This is a genomic window from Citrobacter sp. Cf136, from assembly GCF_030333815.1.
GTDB lineage: Bacteria > Pseudomonadota > Gammaproteobacteria > Enterobacterales > Enterobacteriaceae > Citrobacter > Citrobacter freundii.
The window spans coordinates 1,555,622-1,571,139 of record NZ_JAOWFE010000032.1 but is presented as its reverse complement, the minus strand read 5'-3'; the positions used below and the strand labels follow the sequence as shown (position 1 = coordinate 1,571,139).

At 52.2% G+C, this 15,518-nt stretch carries 14 protein-coding genes; 11 read left to right on the top strand and 3 right to left on the bottom strand.

The features are described 5' to 3' along the window. Positions 1–8 precede the first annotated feature (8 nt). Complete coding sequence (gene flgL, locus OGV98_RS12120; protein ID WP_048216620.1) at positions 9–962, top strand: flagellar hook-associated protein FlgL; 954 nt, start codon at positions 9–11, stop codon at positions 960–962. A 77-nt stretch (positions 963–1,039) separates the two neighbouring features. On the opposite strand, the gene OGV98_RS12115 is transcribed toward flgL, so the two are convergent. Next, complete coding sequence (locus tag OGV98_RS12115; RefSeq protein WP_137348250.1) at positions 1,040–2,239, bottom strand: MFS transporter; 1,200 nt, start codon at positions 2,237–2,239, stop codon at positions 1,040–1,042. A 21-nt stretch (positions 2,240–2,260) separates the two neighbouring features. Here OGV98_RS12115 and OGV98_RS12110 point away from each other — a divergent pair, with 21 nt between their 5' ends. Then, positions 2,261–3,286 carry a LysR family transcriptional regulator gene (locus OGV98_RS12110; protein ID WP_138828373.1) on the top strand — a complete coding sequence of 342 codons (1,026 nt, stop codon included), beginning with the start codon at positions 2,261–2,263 and terminating at the stop codon, positions 3,284–3,286. 40 nt (positions 3,287–3,326) lie between these two features. Here the strand turns inward: OGV98_RS12110 and rne are convergent, their stop codons facing one another. After that, entirely contained in the window at positions 3,327–6,599 is a 3,273-nt protein-coding gene (rne, locus tag OGV98_RS12105) for a ribonuclease E (protein WP_202580617.1), read from the bottom strand. A 699-nt stretch (positions 6,600–7,298) separates the two neighbouring features. Between rne and rluC the strand changes: the two genes are divergently transcribed. Further along, positions 7,299–8,252 (top strand): 23S rRNA pseudouridine(955/2504/2580) synthase RluC, encoded by a 954-nt coding sequence (gene rluC / locus OGV98_RS12100; RefSeq protein WP_003036228.1) that lies wholly within the window; start codon positions 7,299–7,301, stop codon positions 8,250–8,252. 82 nt (positions 8,253–8,334) lie between these two features. Here the strand turns inward: rluC and OGV98_RS12095 are convergent, their stop codons facing one another. After that, entirely contained in the window at positions 8,335–8,919 is a 585-nt protein-coding gene (locus OGV98_RS12095; protein WP_003836743.1) for a Maf family protein, read from the bottom strand. A 197-nt stretch (positions 8,920–9,116) separates the two neighbouring features. On the opposite strand from OGV98_RS12095, the gene yceD reads away from it, so the two are divergent. From yceD to fabF, 8 genes are all read left to right on the top strand, one after another. Beyond that, a complete protein-coding gene (gene yceD, locus OGV98_RS12090) occupies positions 9,117–9,638 on the top strand; it encodes a 23S rRNA accumulation protein YceD (protein ID WP_003036239.1) in 522 nt (173 codons plus the stop codon). A 16-nt stretch (positions 9,639–9,654) separates the two neighbouring features. Further along, on the top strand, positions 9,655–9,828 hold the full coding sequence (gene rpmF, locus OGV98_RS12085; RefSeq protein ID WP_003036242.1) for a 50S ribosomal protein L32: 174 nt from the start codon (positions 9,655–9,657) through the stop codon (positions 9,826–9,828). A gap of 122 nt (positions 9,829–9,950) precedes the next feature. After that, positions 9,951–11,030 carry a phosphate acyltransferase PlsX gene (plsX, locus tag OGV98_RS12080; protein ID WP_003846798.1) on the top strand — a complete coding sequence of 360 codons (1,080 nt, stop codon included), beginning with the start codon at positions 9,951–9,953 and terminating at the stop codon, positions 11,028–11,030. Positions 11,031–11,107: 77 nt separating this feature from the next. Continuing rightward, positions 11,108–12,061 (top strand): beta-ketoacyl-ACP synthase III, encoded by a 954-nt coding sequence (gene fabH / locus OGV98_RS12075; RefSeq protein ID WP_003832181.1) that lies wholly within the window; start codon positions 11,108–11,110, stop codon positions 12,059–12,061. 15 nt (positions 12,062–12,076) lie between these two features. Next, positions 12,077–13,006: an ACP S-malonyltransferase gene (gene fabD / locus OGV98_RS12070; protein ID WP_044700679.1), complete on the top strand. Its 930-nt coding sequence runs from the start codon at positions 12,077–12,079 to the stop codon at positions 13,004–13,006. Between the two features lie 12 nt (positions 13,007–13,018). Then, positions 13,019–13,753 carry a 3-oxoacyl-ACP reductase FabG gene (fabG, locus tag OGV98_RS12065; protein WP_003036255.1) on the top strand — a complete coding sequence of 245 codons (735 nt, stop codon included), beginning with the start codon at positions 13,019–13,021 and terminating at the stop codon, positions 13,751–13,753. 155 nt (positions 13,754–13,908) lie between these two features. Beyond that, positions 13,909–14,145, top strand: a complete 237-nt coding sequence (gene acpP, locus OGV98_RS12060; RefSeq protein ID WP_000103754.1) for an acyl carrier protein — start codon at positions 13,909–13,911, stop codon at positions 14,143–14,145. A gap of 85 nt (positions 14,146–14,230) precedes the next feature. Further along, positions 14,231–15,472: a beta-ketoacyl-ACP synthase II gene (gene fabF / locus OGV98_RS12055; RefSeq protein ID WP_003036260.1), complete on the top strand. Its 1,242-nt coding sequence runs from the start codon at positions 14,231–14,233 to the stop codon at positions 15,470–15,472. The last annotated feature ends 46 nt before the right edge of the window (positions 15,473–15,518 follow it).

Sequence of the window (15,518 nt, the reverse complement as noted above, 5' to 3'; positions counted from 1 at the left end):
GGGACACAATGCGTATCAGCACCCAGATGATGTACCAGCAGAATATGCGTGGCATCACTAACTCTCAGGCTGAATGGATGAAGTTCGGCGAGCAAATGTCAACGGGCAAACGCGTGATCAACCCATCAGACGATCCGATTGCCGCCTCGCAGGCCGTGGTACTTTCTCAGGCTCAGGCGCAGAACAGCCAATATACGCTGGCACGCTCGTTCGCGACGCAAAAGGTGTCGCTGGAAGAGAACGTTCTGAGCCAGGTGACGACGGCAATTCAGGCTGCGCAGGAAAAAATTGTTTATGCTGGGAACGGAACGTTAAGTGATGACGACCGTGCATCGCTGGCCACCGACCTGCAAGGGATCCGCGATCAACTGATGAACCTGGCAAACAGTACCGACGGTAATGGTCGCTATATTTTCGGTGGATATAAAACAGAATCCGCACCGTTTGCGCAGGCTGATGGTTCTTACAGTGGCGGTACCACAAATGTGACCCAGCAGGTTGATGCTTCACGTACCATGGTTATTGGCCATACGGGCGATAAAATCTTCGCCAACCTGACCAGCAACGCCGTACCGGAACCAGGTGGCGGTACTCAGGAAAAGAACCTGTTCAAAATGCTGGATAGCGCGATTGAAGAGCTAAAAATTCCTATTGCAGGTGATGATGTGGCAAAGGATAAAGCCGCAGCAGCTATCGATAAAACCAATCGTGGTCTGAAAAACTCGCTGAATAATGTGCTGTCCGTTCGTGCAGAATTAGGTACGCAACTTAGTGAATTAAGCTCGCTGGATTCACTGGGCGCCGATCGTGCATTAGGGCAAACCCAACAGATGAGTAACCTGGTGGATGTCGACTGGAATGCGGCGATTTCGTCTTACGTCATGCAGCAGGCCGCGCTTCAGGCTTCTTATAAAACGTTTACCGATATGCAGGGAATGTCGCTGTTCCAGCTTAACCGGTAACGATCCATTTTGAACATATCTTGAAACTGGGTATGTTTGACTGCCCGCTCCTTTAACACCCCGGAGCGGGCATTTTTTTAGGCAACCGACGCCTTACTAAGCGACGGGTTCCCCGTCAGTCTTATGACCAACGCGATCGCACTGCTGAAGGTTGCCAGCGTCACCACACCTTCCCAGTTGGCAAGCGCATAGACCTGACTCCCGAGAACGGAACCCAGCGCCATACCGATAAACACCATCGTAAACAGCAGAGCGTTCAATCGTCCTCGTGCCTGAGGCTCCAGGCTATAGACCAGGTTTTGGTGGGCAACCAGGCTGGATTGCAATCCGAGATCAAAACCTACCGCTGAAAGGGCGATAAGCAGCCACTGCCCCTGAACGGGCAGGGCGGGTAACAAAAACATCAGTGCGAACGATACCGTTACCAGCAAAGCACCCAATTGCGTCACTTTTGCTGCACCCACTTTATCGGCAAGATGGCCCGCCATCGGTGCAGCAAGCGCTCCTGCTGCTCCCGCGATACCAAAAGCACCCGCTATAGCGCTACCCAGGTGGTAATGCTCAGATAACATCACTGCCAGCGTAGACCAGAAGGCGCTAAAAGCAATGGACAGAAAGCCTTGTGCCAGTGCTGCGCGGCGCAAGGTGGAATATCGTTGCCAAAGTTGCACCATCGAGAGCATTAATGATGGATAGCTCAACGTGGAATGGACCGTAAAACGAGGCAGTGCTTTCCACAAAATCGCGGTAATTACGGCAATACTGACGGCAGCAAGTTGGTACATCTCACGCCAGCCAAACGCCTCACCGACCAGTCCACTGACGGTACGTGAGAGTAAAATTCCCAGCAGAAGGCCCGTCATTACGGTGCCCACCGTTTTTCCCTGTTTGCCTTCGGGCGCCAGTATTGCCGCCGCAGGCACAATATCTTGTGCCATGGTTGCCGCCATGCCCATCAACAGGCTCACTATTAACAGTGAATGCAACTGCCCGGTAAAGCTGCATGCCAGAAGCAGCACAGCAAGAGAGATACTTTTCAGCAGGATTAATGTCCTGCGGTCATAACGATCGCCCAATGGCAATAAAAACAAAATACCCAGCGCGTATCCCGCCTGGGTCAGCGTCGGGACCAACCCCATGCCGGTAATACTTAAGTTCAGATCCTGACCCATTAAAGGCAGAAGGGGTTGAGCATAGTAGATAGCAGCGACACTGAATCCGGCACCTACTGCCAGAACGAAAGTGACCCAACGGGAAAGTGCGGTATATGTGTTCACAAATGATTCCTCAATCACTGGATGTGCGGCTATTTTTATCCTTCAGCGAGTGGCGTGGTAGCGAGTGCAGTGGTAAAACAGTTATACGTCAGGCGTATGATGAAACAGAAAATGATAAAAAATGAGCGTATAGACAGGGTGGAGCTGATGCGTACGTTTGTACGTATTGTCGAAGCAGGATCGCTTTCGGCAGCGGCAAAACAGATGGGGACAACGCAAGCGACCGTAAGCCGACGGTTGCAATCCCTGGAAACTCTGCTGGGTGTGAAACTGATCATGCGTACCACGCATGCGATGAAATTGACCGACGACGGCGAAAGAGGTTACCAGCATGCCAAGAAGATTATTGATGCCTGGCTGGCGCTGGAAGATGGACTTAATGTCACAGAAGATGAACCGGTGGGGACGTTGCGAGTCCGTGCACCGCATGCGTTCGGGCAACAACAACTGCTTGAGCCGCTTTTGCAGTTTCTTTCGCGCTATCCCCAGGTAGCAGTAGAGTGGATGCTCAACGATAAAACCGTTGATTTTCTGAGCGATAATATTGACTGCGCTATCAGGGTTGGTGCCGAGGTGGATCCGGCCACGGTTGCCGTTTTACTGGCTGAAGTTCCCCGTAGTATGGTGGCGAGCCCTGGGCTGCTGGAACAATTCGGCGAGCTTTCTCATCCTGAGCAGTTATCAGCGCTGCCCTGGATTGCCGTGAATACGTTTTATCAACATAGCGTTTCGTTGTTGCACCAATTGCGTAATGAGCCAGTCACGTTGAATATTTCACCCAGATTAAGTACCGACAGTATTTATGTCGCAAGGAATGCCGCGCTGGCGGGGTTGGGAGTGACTATTGTTTCAAGTTGGATGGTGGCGGAGGATATTGCCAACGGACGTCTGGTTGCGTTGCTACCTGAGTGGCATGCGGCGCCGTTGCCTGTACATTTGGTTTATCCGTGGGCGCGTTACTATCCGATTCGCTTACGCAAGTTTCTGGACTTAATGAAGGATGTTATGCCGCAGCTGACGGGGATGAAAGGCGTAGATCAGATATAAAAAAGCCGACCCGAAGGCCGGCTTTGATATTGATTATGGCTTACTCGACAGGCTGAGGACGTGTTGCTGGCGCAGTCGCTTGATGCGTTGCACTGTGTCCTCCTGCGGCACCTTTGCCTTCAAAGGCGAATGCCGGACGCTGCCAGTCGCTATGACGCGGCGCTTCTGGCACATATTCCGGTGCCGGGGCGCGGGTCATCGGTGCGGTCGCATGGCTGTGAAGGTGTTCAGCATCAACACTGGCTGCGACAACTTCAGGCTTAACGACAGTCGCTTCTACAATTGGCGCTGCAACAACTTCCTGCGGCGCAGCAATCTCTTCAGCAACTGGAGCTGTTTCCACAACTTCGGCAATCTCTTCAACCACTTCTGGCTGGGAAATAACAACCTCTGCAGGCTCTTCAACAACCGGCGCAGTCACAACGTCAGCCACAGGTTCGGCTTCAGCGGCGATTTCTTCTGCAACGGGCGCATCAGATGCAGCGATAATTTGCGGTTGTTCCTCGACCGGGGTCGCAATAACTTCCGGATGCGTGGTTTCAACCTGTGTGGTTTCAACAACGGCGGCCTGAGGCTCAGCTACGACAATCTCTGGCTGCACGGCTTCAACTGGCGCAGGGGCATCCACAATGTGTTCCACGGCAGCTGCAGCAACCTGAGGCTCTACGGCGACAGGTGCGGCTTGCTGCTGGACCATTTCTTGTTCGCGCTGTTCTTCAACCTGCTGATCCTGAGGACGTGCGACAGGGTAGCGGATCCAAACTTTACCGGACGCTAATTCAGGAGATGCACAGGCGACCGTTAACGGCATTGGTGACTGAACCGGATAACGCTCGTCACGGTAACGACGACGACGCTGTCCACTGACGCGCAGATGGCGAGGGGAGCGACGGGAACGACGCGGCATACCATTGGAGTCACGCGCGTCGCTGTTGTCTTCCTGCTCAGTCGCAACGACGGCTGGCAGATCAACTTTCGCCAGTTCGGTACGCTGTACCGGCGCAGACTGTTCAGTAGGCTGAGCGACAGCGGTTTCAGCGACTACTGCGGCAGTTGCCACTTCGGCTTCAACCGCCGGGCTGTCAGTGAAACGCACTTTCTGAGTCAACTGACGCTGTTTACGGCGAGTCTGAGGCTGACGTACGCGCTCTTCCTGCTCGGCATCCTGCACAGGTTGTTCAGCCTGGTTCAGCTCTTTAACTTCCTGTTGAGCCTGACGCTTGTCATCGTTACGACGGCGGTTGCGTTCGCGACGCGGAGCCTGCTGCTCATCGCCAGATTTCGCTTTGTCTGCAACGTCAGTAGTTTGCTGGCGGTTATCGCGAGCTTCCGCATTTTGCTGCTGTGACTGACGACGGTTACGGCGGTTATCTTCACGGTTTTCGCCGTTTTCTGAACGTTCGTTACGGTTGTCACGGTCACCGCGATTATCACGGTTATCACGGTTATCACGACGATCGTTACGGTCACGACGATTGTTCTGACGCGGTTTACGACGATCCTGCTGGCGTTCGGTTTTCTCTTCAGCTTTCGGCGCAGGTTGTTCAACCGGTTTCACTTCTTCGCTACCACCGAAGATGGACTTCAGTGCGCCAAAGAAACGGCTAATCAAACCGGGCTGTTCGGCAACGGCTGCGGTCGCTGCCGCAGCTTTAGGCGCGGCGGCTTTCGCGGCAGGTTCCTGCAGAGCAGGAGCTGGCGGAACGTCTGGCATGGCGAAGGTGGCCAGCGCCGGTTGCTCAGGCTGTTTACGCTCGACGTACTCTTCTTCCGTCGGCAATGCCATTGCCTCTTCATGCAGTTTCGGCAGTAGATAGCTCAGGGTCGGGGTTTCTTCCCCTTTACGTACGCGCAGCACAGAATAGTGCGGGGTTTCCATCTGATCATTTGGCACGATCACACAGCGCACGCCATTCTGACGCGTCTCGATTGCATTTACCGCGGTACGCTTTTCGTTGAGCAGGTAGGAAGCGATCGGCACAGGAACAATAGCGTGTACTTCCTGCGTATTTTCTTTCAGTGCTTCTTCTTCGATCAGACGCAGAATAGACAGCGACAGTGATTCGTTATCACGTACGGTACCGGTGCCGGAGCAGCGCGGGCACACGTGATGGCTGGATTCACCCAGTGACGGGCTCAGACGCTGACGGGACATTTCCAGCAGACCGAAGCGAGAAATATGGCTGATCTGAATACGCGCTCTGTCCTGGCGTACGGCCTCGCGCAGACGGTTTTCAACCGCGCGCTGGTGACGAACCGGCGTCATATCAATGAAGTCGATTACAATCAGACCGCCGAGGTCGCGCAGACGCAGCTGACGTGCAATTTCATCGGCTGCTTCAAGGTTGGTGTTGAACGCTGTTTCTTCGATGTCGCCGCCGCGGGTTGCGCGTGCGGAGTTGATATCGATAGCGGTCAGTGCTTCAGTGCTGTCGATAACGATTGAGCCGCCGGACGGCAGACGCACTTCGCGTTGGAATGCGGACTCAATCTGAGACTCGATCTGATAGTGGCTGAACAGCGGGATTTCGCCGGTGTACAGTTTGATTTTGCTGCTGAAATCCGGACGACCCAGCGCGGCGATGTGCTGACGCGCCATCTCCATGACTTTTGGGTTGTCGATGAGGATTTCGCCGATGTCCTGGCGCAGATAGTCGCGGAAGGCACGCACGATAACGTTGCTTTCCTGATGGATCAGGAACGGAGCAGGGCGGCTGTCAGCGGCTTTTTGAATCGCTTCCCAGTGCTTCAGGCGGAAGCTTAGATCCCACTGCAGCGCTTCGGCGGATTTGCCTACACCTGCGGTACGCACGATAAGCCCCATGCCATCAGGCAGTTCCAGGCTTGCCAGCGCTTCTTTTAATTCGGTACGGTCGTCGCCTTCAATGCGACGGGAGATGCCGCCCGCGCGCGGGTTGTTCGGCATCAGAACCAGATAACTACCCGCCAGGCTGATAAAGGTAGTCAGCGCAGCGCCTTTGTTACCGCGTTCTTCTTTATCGATCTGAACGATGACTTCCTGACCTTCACGCAACACGTCTTTAATGTTGGGACGACCATGGGAGTTGTAGTTAGCGGGAAAGTATTCGCGGGCAATTTCTTTTAACGGGAGGAAACCGTGACGTTCAGCGCCGTAATCAACAAAAGCAGCTTCCAGACTCGGTTCAATACGGGTAATTTTGCCTTTATAGATGTTGGCTTTTTTCTGTTCGTGTCCAGGACTTTCGATATCCAGATCGTACAGACGTTGCCCATCTACAAGGGCGACACGCAACTCTTCCTGCTGAGTCGCGTTAATTAACATTCTTTTCATCGTAACTTACTCATTATTCTTACATTGACGACTAAGCTGCGGGCAGAGTAATGCCTTTCCGGGTGTGAACCGATGGCCTCGTGTCTATTCGCGTCGCCAACCTCACGGTTATCGTCAGCTCAAAGAGGCGCAGAGTGTCGGTTGCCTGTATTTCATACGGAAACACAGCGCAATTATCAGGGGAACAGTCTGGGTGTTACTCTCCAGAGAAGCTTCCATTGTGCTTGTCGTCTTTCACGCTGTCGGTGCGTTGGCTTTATCTTCTCACCCTGGTCACTTACAGGAGTAAGAACCTGGGGGTATCCAGACTTGCCGCCTTCCTACAATGTGAAATCCATAGAGCACTTACCGGTAAGGACTGCAACCCGCAGCCCGCTAACTGCCTGAAAGATCAATACGTCTTACGCCATTGCTGCGTTGATGATCGGTCGGGCAAAATTGGGTCATTCCGGAAAAGTTCTTGTTTTAACAAGATTCAACACGGAAACAACCGCATTATTCCACTGCTAACCTTGTTATAGCAAGATGACTTTTGCCATTTATCACCCGGTTACTCACAGTTTTTTCACTTCCACGTAGTGATTGCTTTAATAACCACCAAATCGGCTATGTCAAACTTAAGTAATAAGGTATAGCAGTTAATATAAGCATAGAAAAATGTGTGGCGCGAATCTTGATGGCTATTTAAAATCGGCCCCCATGAAAACAGAGACTCCAGCCGTAAAAACAGTTGCCATTACTGCCGACGAAGCAGGGCAACGCATCGACAACTTTTTGCGCACCCAGCTTAAGGGCGTGCCGAAAAGTATGATTTATCGCATTTTGCGTAAAGGCGAAGTGCGGGTGAATAAAAAACGCATTAAACCCGAGTACAAACTCGAAGATGGGGATATTGTGCGTATTCCACCTGTGCGTGTCGCTGAACGTGAAGAAGAGGCCATTTCGCCAAACCTGCAGAAGGTTGCGGCGCTGACCGATGTCATTTTATATGAAGATGACCACATTCTGGTGCTGAACAAACCTTCAGGTACGGCCGTGCATGGCGGAAGCGGGTTAAGCTTTGGCGTCATTGAAGGATTACGTGCGTTGCGTCCGGAAGCGCGTTTCCTTGAGCTGGTGCATCGCCTCGACCGGGATACCTCCGGTGTGCTGCTGGTTGCCAAAAAACGCTCAGCCTTGCGTTCATTGCATGAACAACTGCGTGAAAAAGGCATGCAGAAAGATTACCTCGCGCTGGTTCGAGGCCAATGGCAGTCGCATGTCAAAACCGTGCAGGCGCCGCTGTTAAAGAACATTCTGCAAAGCGGCGAGCGTATTGTGCGGGTGAATCAGGAAGGCAAACCGTCAGAAACACGTTTTAAAGTGGAAGAGCGCTATGCGTTTGCCACGCTTGTGCGCTGTAGCCCGGTGACCGGCCGTACGCACCAGATCCGTGTGCATACCCAGTATGCCGGTCATCCAATTGCTTTTGACGATCGCTACGGTGACCGTGAGTTCGATAAGCAACTGGCGGATACGGGGTTGAACCGACTTTTCCTGCATGCCGCAGCGTTGAAGTTTACTCATCCGGGTACGGGGGAAGTGATGCGTATTGAAGCGCCAATGGATAAACAGTTGAAGCGCTGCCTCGAGGTATTACGCAGCAAAGCCTGATGCGCGTTGCTTATCAGGCCTACAATCGTGTGATGGACCGTAGGCCTGATAAGACGCATCGCGTCGACATCAGGCAGATTAATCAGGCGTTCAACGGGTTCATTTCTTCCCGCCGCAGCATTTGACACAACGCGATCAGCGGCAAACCTACCAAGGTATTTGGGTCACGACCCTCCAGGCGTTCAAAGAGTGCAATACCTAATCCTTCACTTTTGAAACTACCTGCACAATGGAGCGGACGCTCTTTGCGCAGATAATCATCAATTTCCGCCTCGCTTAAATGACGGAAATGGACGTCAAAAGGTTCTACTTCAGTTTGTAAATGTCCGGTCGCAGAATTATACAGCGCCAGTCCGGTGTAAAATGTCACAATATTGCCACGGGCTTTGAGTAATTGCTGGCGCGCATTTTCTTCTGTTAATGGTTTGCCGGTTATTTCACCATCAAGAACACAAATTTGATCGGAGCCAATAATCAGATGCGAGGGATAACGGTGGGCGAGTGATTGCGCTTTTTGCTGCGCCAGTCGCAACACCAGATGACGTGGCGCCTCGCCTGGTAATGGTGTTTCATCAACCTCTGGTGCTGCGCATTCGAACGGAATTGCCAGTTTTTCGAGTAAAGCGCGACGCCAGGGAGAGGTGGAAGCAAGAATAAGTTGAGGCATATTTTTTCCCTCGCATATAGCGTATTGATGAGAGCCATTTTAAACTATGGACTTCGACCTACAAGCTGGCTGTAGTGGCTTGTCTTGAGCGATTTTAAGTCGATGACCCGCAATGTGTGCGAATTATTGGCAAAAGGCAACCACAGGCTGCCTTTTTCTTTGACTATATGACGTTACAAAGTTAATATGCGCGCCCTATGCAAAAGGTAAAATTACCCCTGACTCTTGATCCGGTTCGTACGGCTCAAAAACGCCTCGATTATGAAGGTATCTATACTTCTGATCTGGTTGAGCGCGTCGCCGATTCTGTAGTCAGTGTGGACAGTGATGTGGAATGCTCCATGTCGTTCGCTATCGATAACCAGCGTCTCGCCGTTATAACCGGTGATGCGAAGGTATCGGTTACGCTCGAATGTCAGCGTTGCGGGAAACCGTTCCCACTTCATGTTCACACAACATATTGTTTTAGTCCTGTCCGTTCTGACGAGCAGGCTGAAGCACTCCCGGAAGCGTATGAGCCGATTGAGGTTAACGAATTCGGTGAAATCGATCTGCTTGCAATGGTTGAAGATGAGATTATCCTCTCCTTGCCGGTAGTTCCGGTGCATGATTCTGAACACTGTGAAGTGTCCGAGGCGGACATGGTCTTTGGCGAATTGCCTGATGAAGCGCAAAAACCAAACCCATTTGCCGTATTAGCCAGCTTAAAGCGTAAGTAATTGAGGAGTAAGGTCCATGGCCGTACAACAGAATAAACCAACCCGTTCCAAACGTGGCATGCGTCGTTCTCATGACGCTCTGACCGCAGTCACCAGCCTGTCTGTAGACAAAACTTCTGGTGAACAACACCTGCGTCACCACATCACTGCCGACGGTTTCTACCGTGGCCGTAAGGTAATCGCTAAGTAATCACGCATGACTCAATGGCTTTCCCACCCTGGTGAGAAAGACAAAGAGTGAACGCGTGATGAAGCTTAGTGAGGCTTTCCCCGGGTAACTGGGGAAACACCTAACCGGGCAGCGACGATACCTTGACACGTCTAACCCTGGCGTTAGATGTCATGGGGGGAGATTTTGGCCCTACCGTGACAGTGCCTGCAGCATTGCAGGCACTGAATTCTAATTCGCAACTCACACTTCTTTTAGTCGGGGATCCCGATACAATCACGCCATTACTTGCCAAAGCTGACTTCGAACAACGTTCGCGTCTGCAGATTATCCCTGCTCAGTCAGTTATTGCCAGTGATGCCCGGCCCTCGCAAGCTATTCGCGCCAGTCGTGGAAGCTCAATGCGTGTTGCCCTGGAGCTCGTGAAAGAAGGTCAGGCACAAGCTTGTGTCAGCGCCGGTAATACGGGCGCACTTATGGGACTTGCGAAGTTATTGCTCAAACCCCTTGAGGGGATTGAGCGTCCGGCGTTGGTGACGGTGTTACCGCATCAGCAAAAGGGCAAAACGGTGGTGCTGGATTTGGGCGCCAACGTAGATTGTGATAGCACGATGTTGGTGCAATTTGCCGTCATGGGTTCCGTGCTGGCAGAAGAGGTTGTTGGCATTGCCAATCCTCGCGTAGCGTTACTCAACATCGGCGAAGAAGAAACGAAAGGTCTCGACAGTATTCGAGATGCTTCAGCTGTGCTAAAAACAATCCCTTCCATTAATTATATCGGCTATCTTGAAGCCAATGAGTTACTGACTGGCAAAACCGATGTGTTGGTCTGTGACGGCTTTACAGGTAATGTCACATTAAAGACGATGGAAGGTGTTGTCAGAATGTTCCTTTCACTGCTGAAATCTCAGGGTGAGGGCAAAAAACGGTCGTGGTGGCTTCTGTTATTAAAACGATGGTTACAAAAAAGCCTGACAAGGCGATTTAGTCACCTCAACCCCGACCAGTATAATGGCGCCTGTCTGTTAGGATTGCGCGGCACGGTGATTAAGAGTCATGGTGCGGCCAATCAGCGAGCATTTGAAGTCGCGATTGAACAGGCAGTGCAGGCGGTGCAGCGACAAGTTCCTCAGCGAATTGCCGCTCGCCTGGAATCTGTATACCCAGCTGGATTCGAACTGCTGGACGGTGGCGAAAGCGCAACCTCACGAGCACACAGATAACGGTGCGTTTGTGAATGTAGCCAACGTATCAGCGATTTGCTCGTGGCGGTATATAACCAAAAAGTGACTGAGCGTACATGTATACGAAGATTATTGGTACTGGCAGCTATCTGCCTGAACAAGTGCGTACTAACGCCGATTTGGAAAAAATGGTTGAGACATCTGATGAGTGGATTGTCACTCGTACAGGTATCCGTGAACGCCATATTGCAGCGCCAAATGAAACAGTTGCGACGATGGGCTTTGCCGCCGCAAATCGTGCGATTGAAATGGCGGGCATCGACAAAGAGCAAATTGGTCTGATTGTGGTTGCTACCACATCATCCACTCACGCATTTCCAAGCGCGGCGTGCCAGATCCAAAGTATGCTAGGGATCAAAGGCTGTCCGGCGTTTGACGTTGCAGCCGCTTGCGCTGGTTTCACTTACGCCCTGAGCGTTGCCGACCAGTATGTTAAATCTGGCGCAGTTAAGCATGCTCTGGTCGTTGGTTCTGATGTTCTGGCGCGCACCTGTGATCCAACCGATCGCGGAACGATCATCATTTTCGGTGATGGGGCGGGCGCGGTTGTACTGAGCGCATCAGAAGAGCCAGGCATTCTCTCCACGCATCTGCACGCTGACGGTCGCTATGGCGAACTGTTGACGCTGCCTAACGCCGATCGCGTGAACCCAGAAAACCCGATTCATCTGACGATGGCGGGTAACGAAGTATTTAAAGTCGCGGTGACCGAGCTTGCGCACATCGTTGATGAAACGCTGGAAGCCAATAATCTCGACCGTTCTGCGCTGGACTGGCTGGTACCGCATCAGGCTAACCTGCGCATTATCAGCGCGACGGCGAAAAAGCTGGGTATGTCGATGGATAATGTTGTCGTGACGCTCGACAGACATGGTAATACCTCTGCTGCCTCCGTACCGTGCGCGCTGGACGAAGCTGTCCGCGACGGGCGTATTAAAGCTGGGCAGTTGATATTGCTTGAAGCCTTCGGGGGTGGATTCACCTGGGGCTCCGCGCTGGTTCGTTTCTAGTATAAGGATTTAAACATGACGCAATTTGCATTTGTGTTTCCGGGGCAGGGTTCCCAGACCGTTGGGATGTTGTCTGAAATGGCAGCAAGCTACCCAATTGTTGAAGAAACATTTGCTGAAGCATCAGCTGCGCTGGGCTATGATCTGTGGGCGTTGACTCAGCAGGGTCCGGCCGAAGAACTGAATAAAACCTGGCAGACGCAGCCAGCGCTGTTGACCGCATCTGTCGCGCTTTACCGCGTATGGCAGCAGCAGGGTGGTAAAACACCTGCGCTGATGGCGGGTCACAGCCTGGGCGAATATTCTGCGCTGGTCTGCGCAGGCGTGATCGCATTTGCTGATGCCGTACGTCTGGTAGAACTGCGCGGTAAGTTCATGCAGGAAGCTGTACCAGAAGGCACAGGCGGTATGTCTGCGATTATCGGTCTTGATGATGCGTCTATCGCTAAAGCATGTGAAGAGTCAGCAGAAGGTCAGGTTGTTTCTCCGGTTAACTTCAACTCGCCAGGCCAGGTGGTTATCGCGGGTCATAAAGAAGCGGTTGAACGTGCGGGCGCTGCCTGTAAAGCTGCGGGTGCGAAACGTGCTCTGCCACTGCCAGTTAGCGTGCCGTCTCACTGTGCGCTGATGAAGCCTGCTGCTGAGAAACTGGCCGTTGAGCTGCAGAAAATCACCTTTAACGCACCGACAGTTCCGGTCGTGAACAACGTCGATGTGAAGTGTGAAACCACGGCAGACGCAATTCGCGATGCGCTGGTTCGTCAGCTGTATAGCCCGGTTCAGTGGACTAAAACCGTTGAATTTATGGCATCCCAGGGCGTAGAGCACCTGTATGAAGTTGGTCCGGGTAAAGTTCTGACCGGTTTGACGAAACGTATTGTTGACACCCTGACTGCTTCGGCACTGAATGAGCCGGCGGCACTGTCTGCGGCGCTAGAGCAATAAAAGAGGAAGACCATGAGTTTTGAAGGAAAAATCGCGCTGGTTACCGGTGCAAGCCGTGGCATTGGCCGCGCAATTGCTGAGACACTCGTTGCCCGTGGCGCGAAAGTTATCGGTACTGCTACCAGCGAAAGCGGCGCGCAGGCCATTAGCGATTATTTAGGTGCAAATGGTAAAGGTCTGATGTTGAATGTGACCGATCCTGCATCTATCGAATCTGTTCTGGAAAATATTCGCGCAGAATTTGGTGAAGTCGATATCCTGGTCAATAATGCCGGGATTACTCGTGATAACCTGTTAATGCGCATGAAAGATGACGAGTGGAACGATATCATCGAAACCAACCTGTCATCTGTTTTCCGTCTGTCAAAAGCGGTAATGCGAGCTATGATGAAAAAGCGTCATGGGCGTATTATCACTATCGGTTCTGTGGTTGGTACCATGGGAAATGCGGGTCAGGCTAACTACGCTGCGGCGAAAGCGGGTCTGATCGGCTTCAGTAAATCACTGGCGCGCGAAGTTGCGTCTCGTGGCATTACTGTAAACGTTGTTGCTCCGGGCTTTATTGAAACGGACATGACGCGTGCGCTGTCTGATGATCAGCGTGCGGGTATTCTGGCGCAGGTTCCTGCGGGTCGCCTTGGCGGCGCTCAGGAAATCGCCAGTGCGGTTGCATTTTTAGCTTCTGACGAAGCAAGTTACATCACAGGTGAGACTTTGCACGTCAACGGCGGGATGTACATGGTTTAACCACGATTGAAAAATATTTGCGTTATTAGGGTGAATGGCCTCAAAATAGCGCAAAATCGTGGTAAGACCTGCCGGGATTTAGTTGCAAATTTTTCAACATTTTATACACTACGAAAACCATCGCGAAAGCGAGTTTTGATAGGAAATTTAAGAGTATGAGCACTATCGAAGAACGCGTTAAGAAAATTATCGGCGAACAGCTGGGCGTTAAGCAGGAAGAAGTAACCAACAATGCTTCCTTCGTTGAAGACCTGGGCGCAGATTCTCTTGACACCGTTGAGCTGGTAATGGCTCTGGAAGAAGAGTTTGATACTGAGATTCCGGACGAAGAAGCTGAGAAAATCACTACCGTTCAGGCTGCCATTGATTACATCAACGGCCACCAGGCGTAAGTGAACATCTCCAGGCGGTCATTCGACCGCCTGAGTTTTATCTTTTTATCCCACTTGAATTATTTTCCCTCCCTGGAGGACAACCGTGTCTAAGCGTCGTGTAGTTGTGACCGGACTGGGCATGTTGTCTCCTGTCGGCAATACCGTAGAGTCTACCTGGAAAGCTCTCCTTGCCGGTCAGAGTGGCATCAGCCTGATCGACCATTTCGATACTAGCGCCTATGCAACGAAATTTGCTGGCTTAGTAAAGGATTTTAACTGTGAAGACATTATCTCGCGCAAAGAACAGCGCAAGATGGATGCTTTCATTCAATATGGAATTGTCGCTGGCGTTCAGGCCATGCAGGATTCTGGCCTCGAAATAACGGAAGAGAACGCCCACCGTATTGGCGCCGCTATCGGCTCTGGTATTGGCGGTCTCGGTCTTATCGAAGAAAACCATACCTCTCTGGTAAATGGTGGACCGCGTAAGATCAGCCCGTTCTTCGTTCCGTCGACGATTGTTAACATGGTGGCAGGTCACCTGACCATCATGTACGGCCTGCAAGGGCCAAGCATCTCCATCGCGACCGCCTGTACTTCAGGCGTGCATAACATCGGTCATGCTGCACGTATCATTGCATACGGCGATGCGGACGCGATGGTTGCGGGTGGTGCAGAAAAAGCCAGTACGCCGCTGGGCGTTGGTGGTTTTGGCGCGGCACGTGCGCTGTCTACGCGTAATGATAACCCGCAAGCGGCAAGCCGTCCGTGGGACAAAGAACGTGATGGCTTTGTGCTGGGCGACGGCGCAGGCATGGTTGTACTGGAAGAGTACGAACATGCGAAAGCGCGCGGTGCAAAAATCTATGCTGAAGTCGTTGGCTTCGGTATGAGCAGTGATGCTTACCACATGACGTCACCACCGGAAAACGGTGCAGGCGCTGCGCTGGCAATGGTTAACGCGCTGCGTGATGCGGCTATCGAAGCGGGTCAGATTGGCTATGTCAACGCGCATGGTACGTCTACGCCTGCAGGCGATAAAGCAGAAACCCAGGCAGTGAAATCTGTCTTTGGTGATGCGGCAAGCCGTGTAATGGTAAGCTCCACCAAATCTATGACCGGACACCTGTTGGGTGCGGCGGGCGCGGTAGAGTCTATTTTCTCTATCCTGGCGCTGCGCGATCAGGCTATTCCGCCAACCATCAACCTGGATAACCCGGATGAAGGTTGTGATCTGGACTTCGTACCTCACGAAGCGCGTCAGGTTAGTGGTCTGGAGTATGCACTGTGTAACTCCTTTGGCTTCGGTGGTACCAACGGCTCTTTGATCTTTAAAAAGATTTAAGCCCGTTAGCTGATGCGCTAGCATCGATAGCAAATTGAAAAGGTCC

Bases quoted from the DNA above. Each gene is read 5' to 3' on its own strand.
- flgL (WP_048216620.1), top strand. From the start codon at position 9: ATGCGTATCAGCACCCAGATGATGTACCAGCAGAATATGCGTGGCATC.
- rne (WP_202580617.1), bottom strand. From the start codon at position 6,599: ATGAAAAGAATGTTAATTAACGCGACTCAGCAGGAAGAGTTGCGTGTC.
- fabG (WP_003036255.1), top strand. From the start codon at position 13,019: ATGAGTTTTGAAGGAAAAATCGCGCTGGTTACCGGTGCAAGCCGTGGC.
- acpP (WP_000103754.1), top strand. From the start codon at position 13,909: ATGAGCACTATCGAAGAACGCGTTAAGAAAATTATCGGCGAACAGCTG.
- OGV98_RS12095 (WP_003836743.1), bottom strand. From the start codon at position 8,919: ATGCCTCAACTTATTCTTGCTTCCACCTCTCCCTGGCGTCGCGCTTTA.
- fabH (WP_003832181.1), top strand. From the start codon at position 11,108: ATGTATACGAAGATTATTGGTACTGGCAGCTATCTGCCTGAACAAGTG.
- rpmF (WP_003036242.1), top strand. From the start codon at position 9,655: ATGGCCGTACAACAGAATAAACCAACCCGTTCCAAACGTGGCATGCGT.
- OGV98_RS12110 (WP_138828373.1), top strand. From the start codon at position 2,261: ATGTGCGGCTATTTTTATCCTTCAGCGAGTGGCGTGGTAGCGAGTGCA.
- rluC (WP_003036228.1), top strand. From the start codon at position 7,299: ATGAAAACAGAGACTCCAGCCGTAAAAACAGTTGCCATTACTGCCGAC.
- yceD (WP_003036239.1), top strand. From the start codon at position 9,117: ATGCAAAAGGTAAAATTACCCCTGACTCTTGATCCGGTTCGTACGGCT.
- fabD (WP_044700679.1), top strand. From the start codon at position 12,077: ATGACGCAATTTGCATTTGTGTTTCCGGGGCAGGGTTCCCAGACCGTT.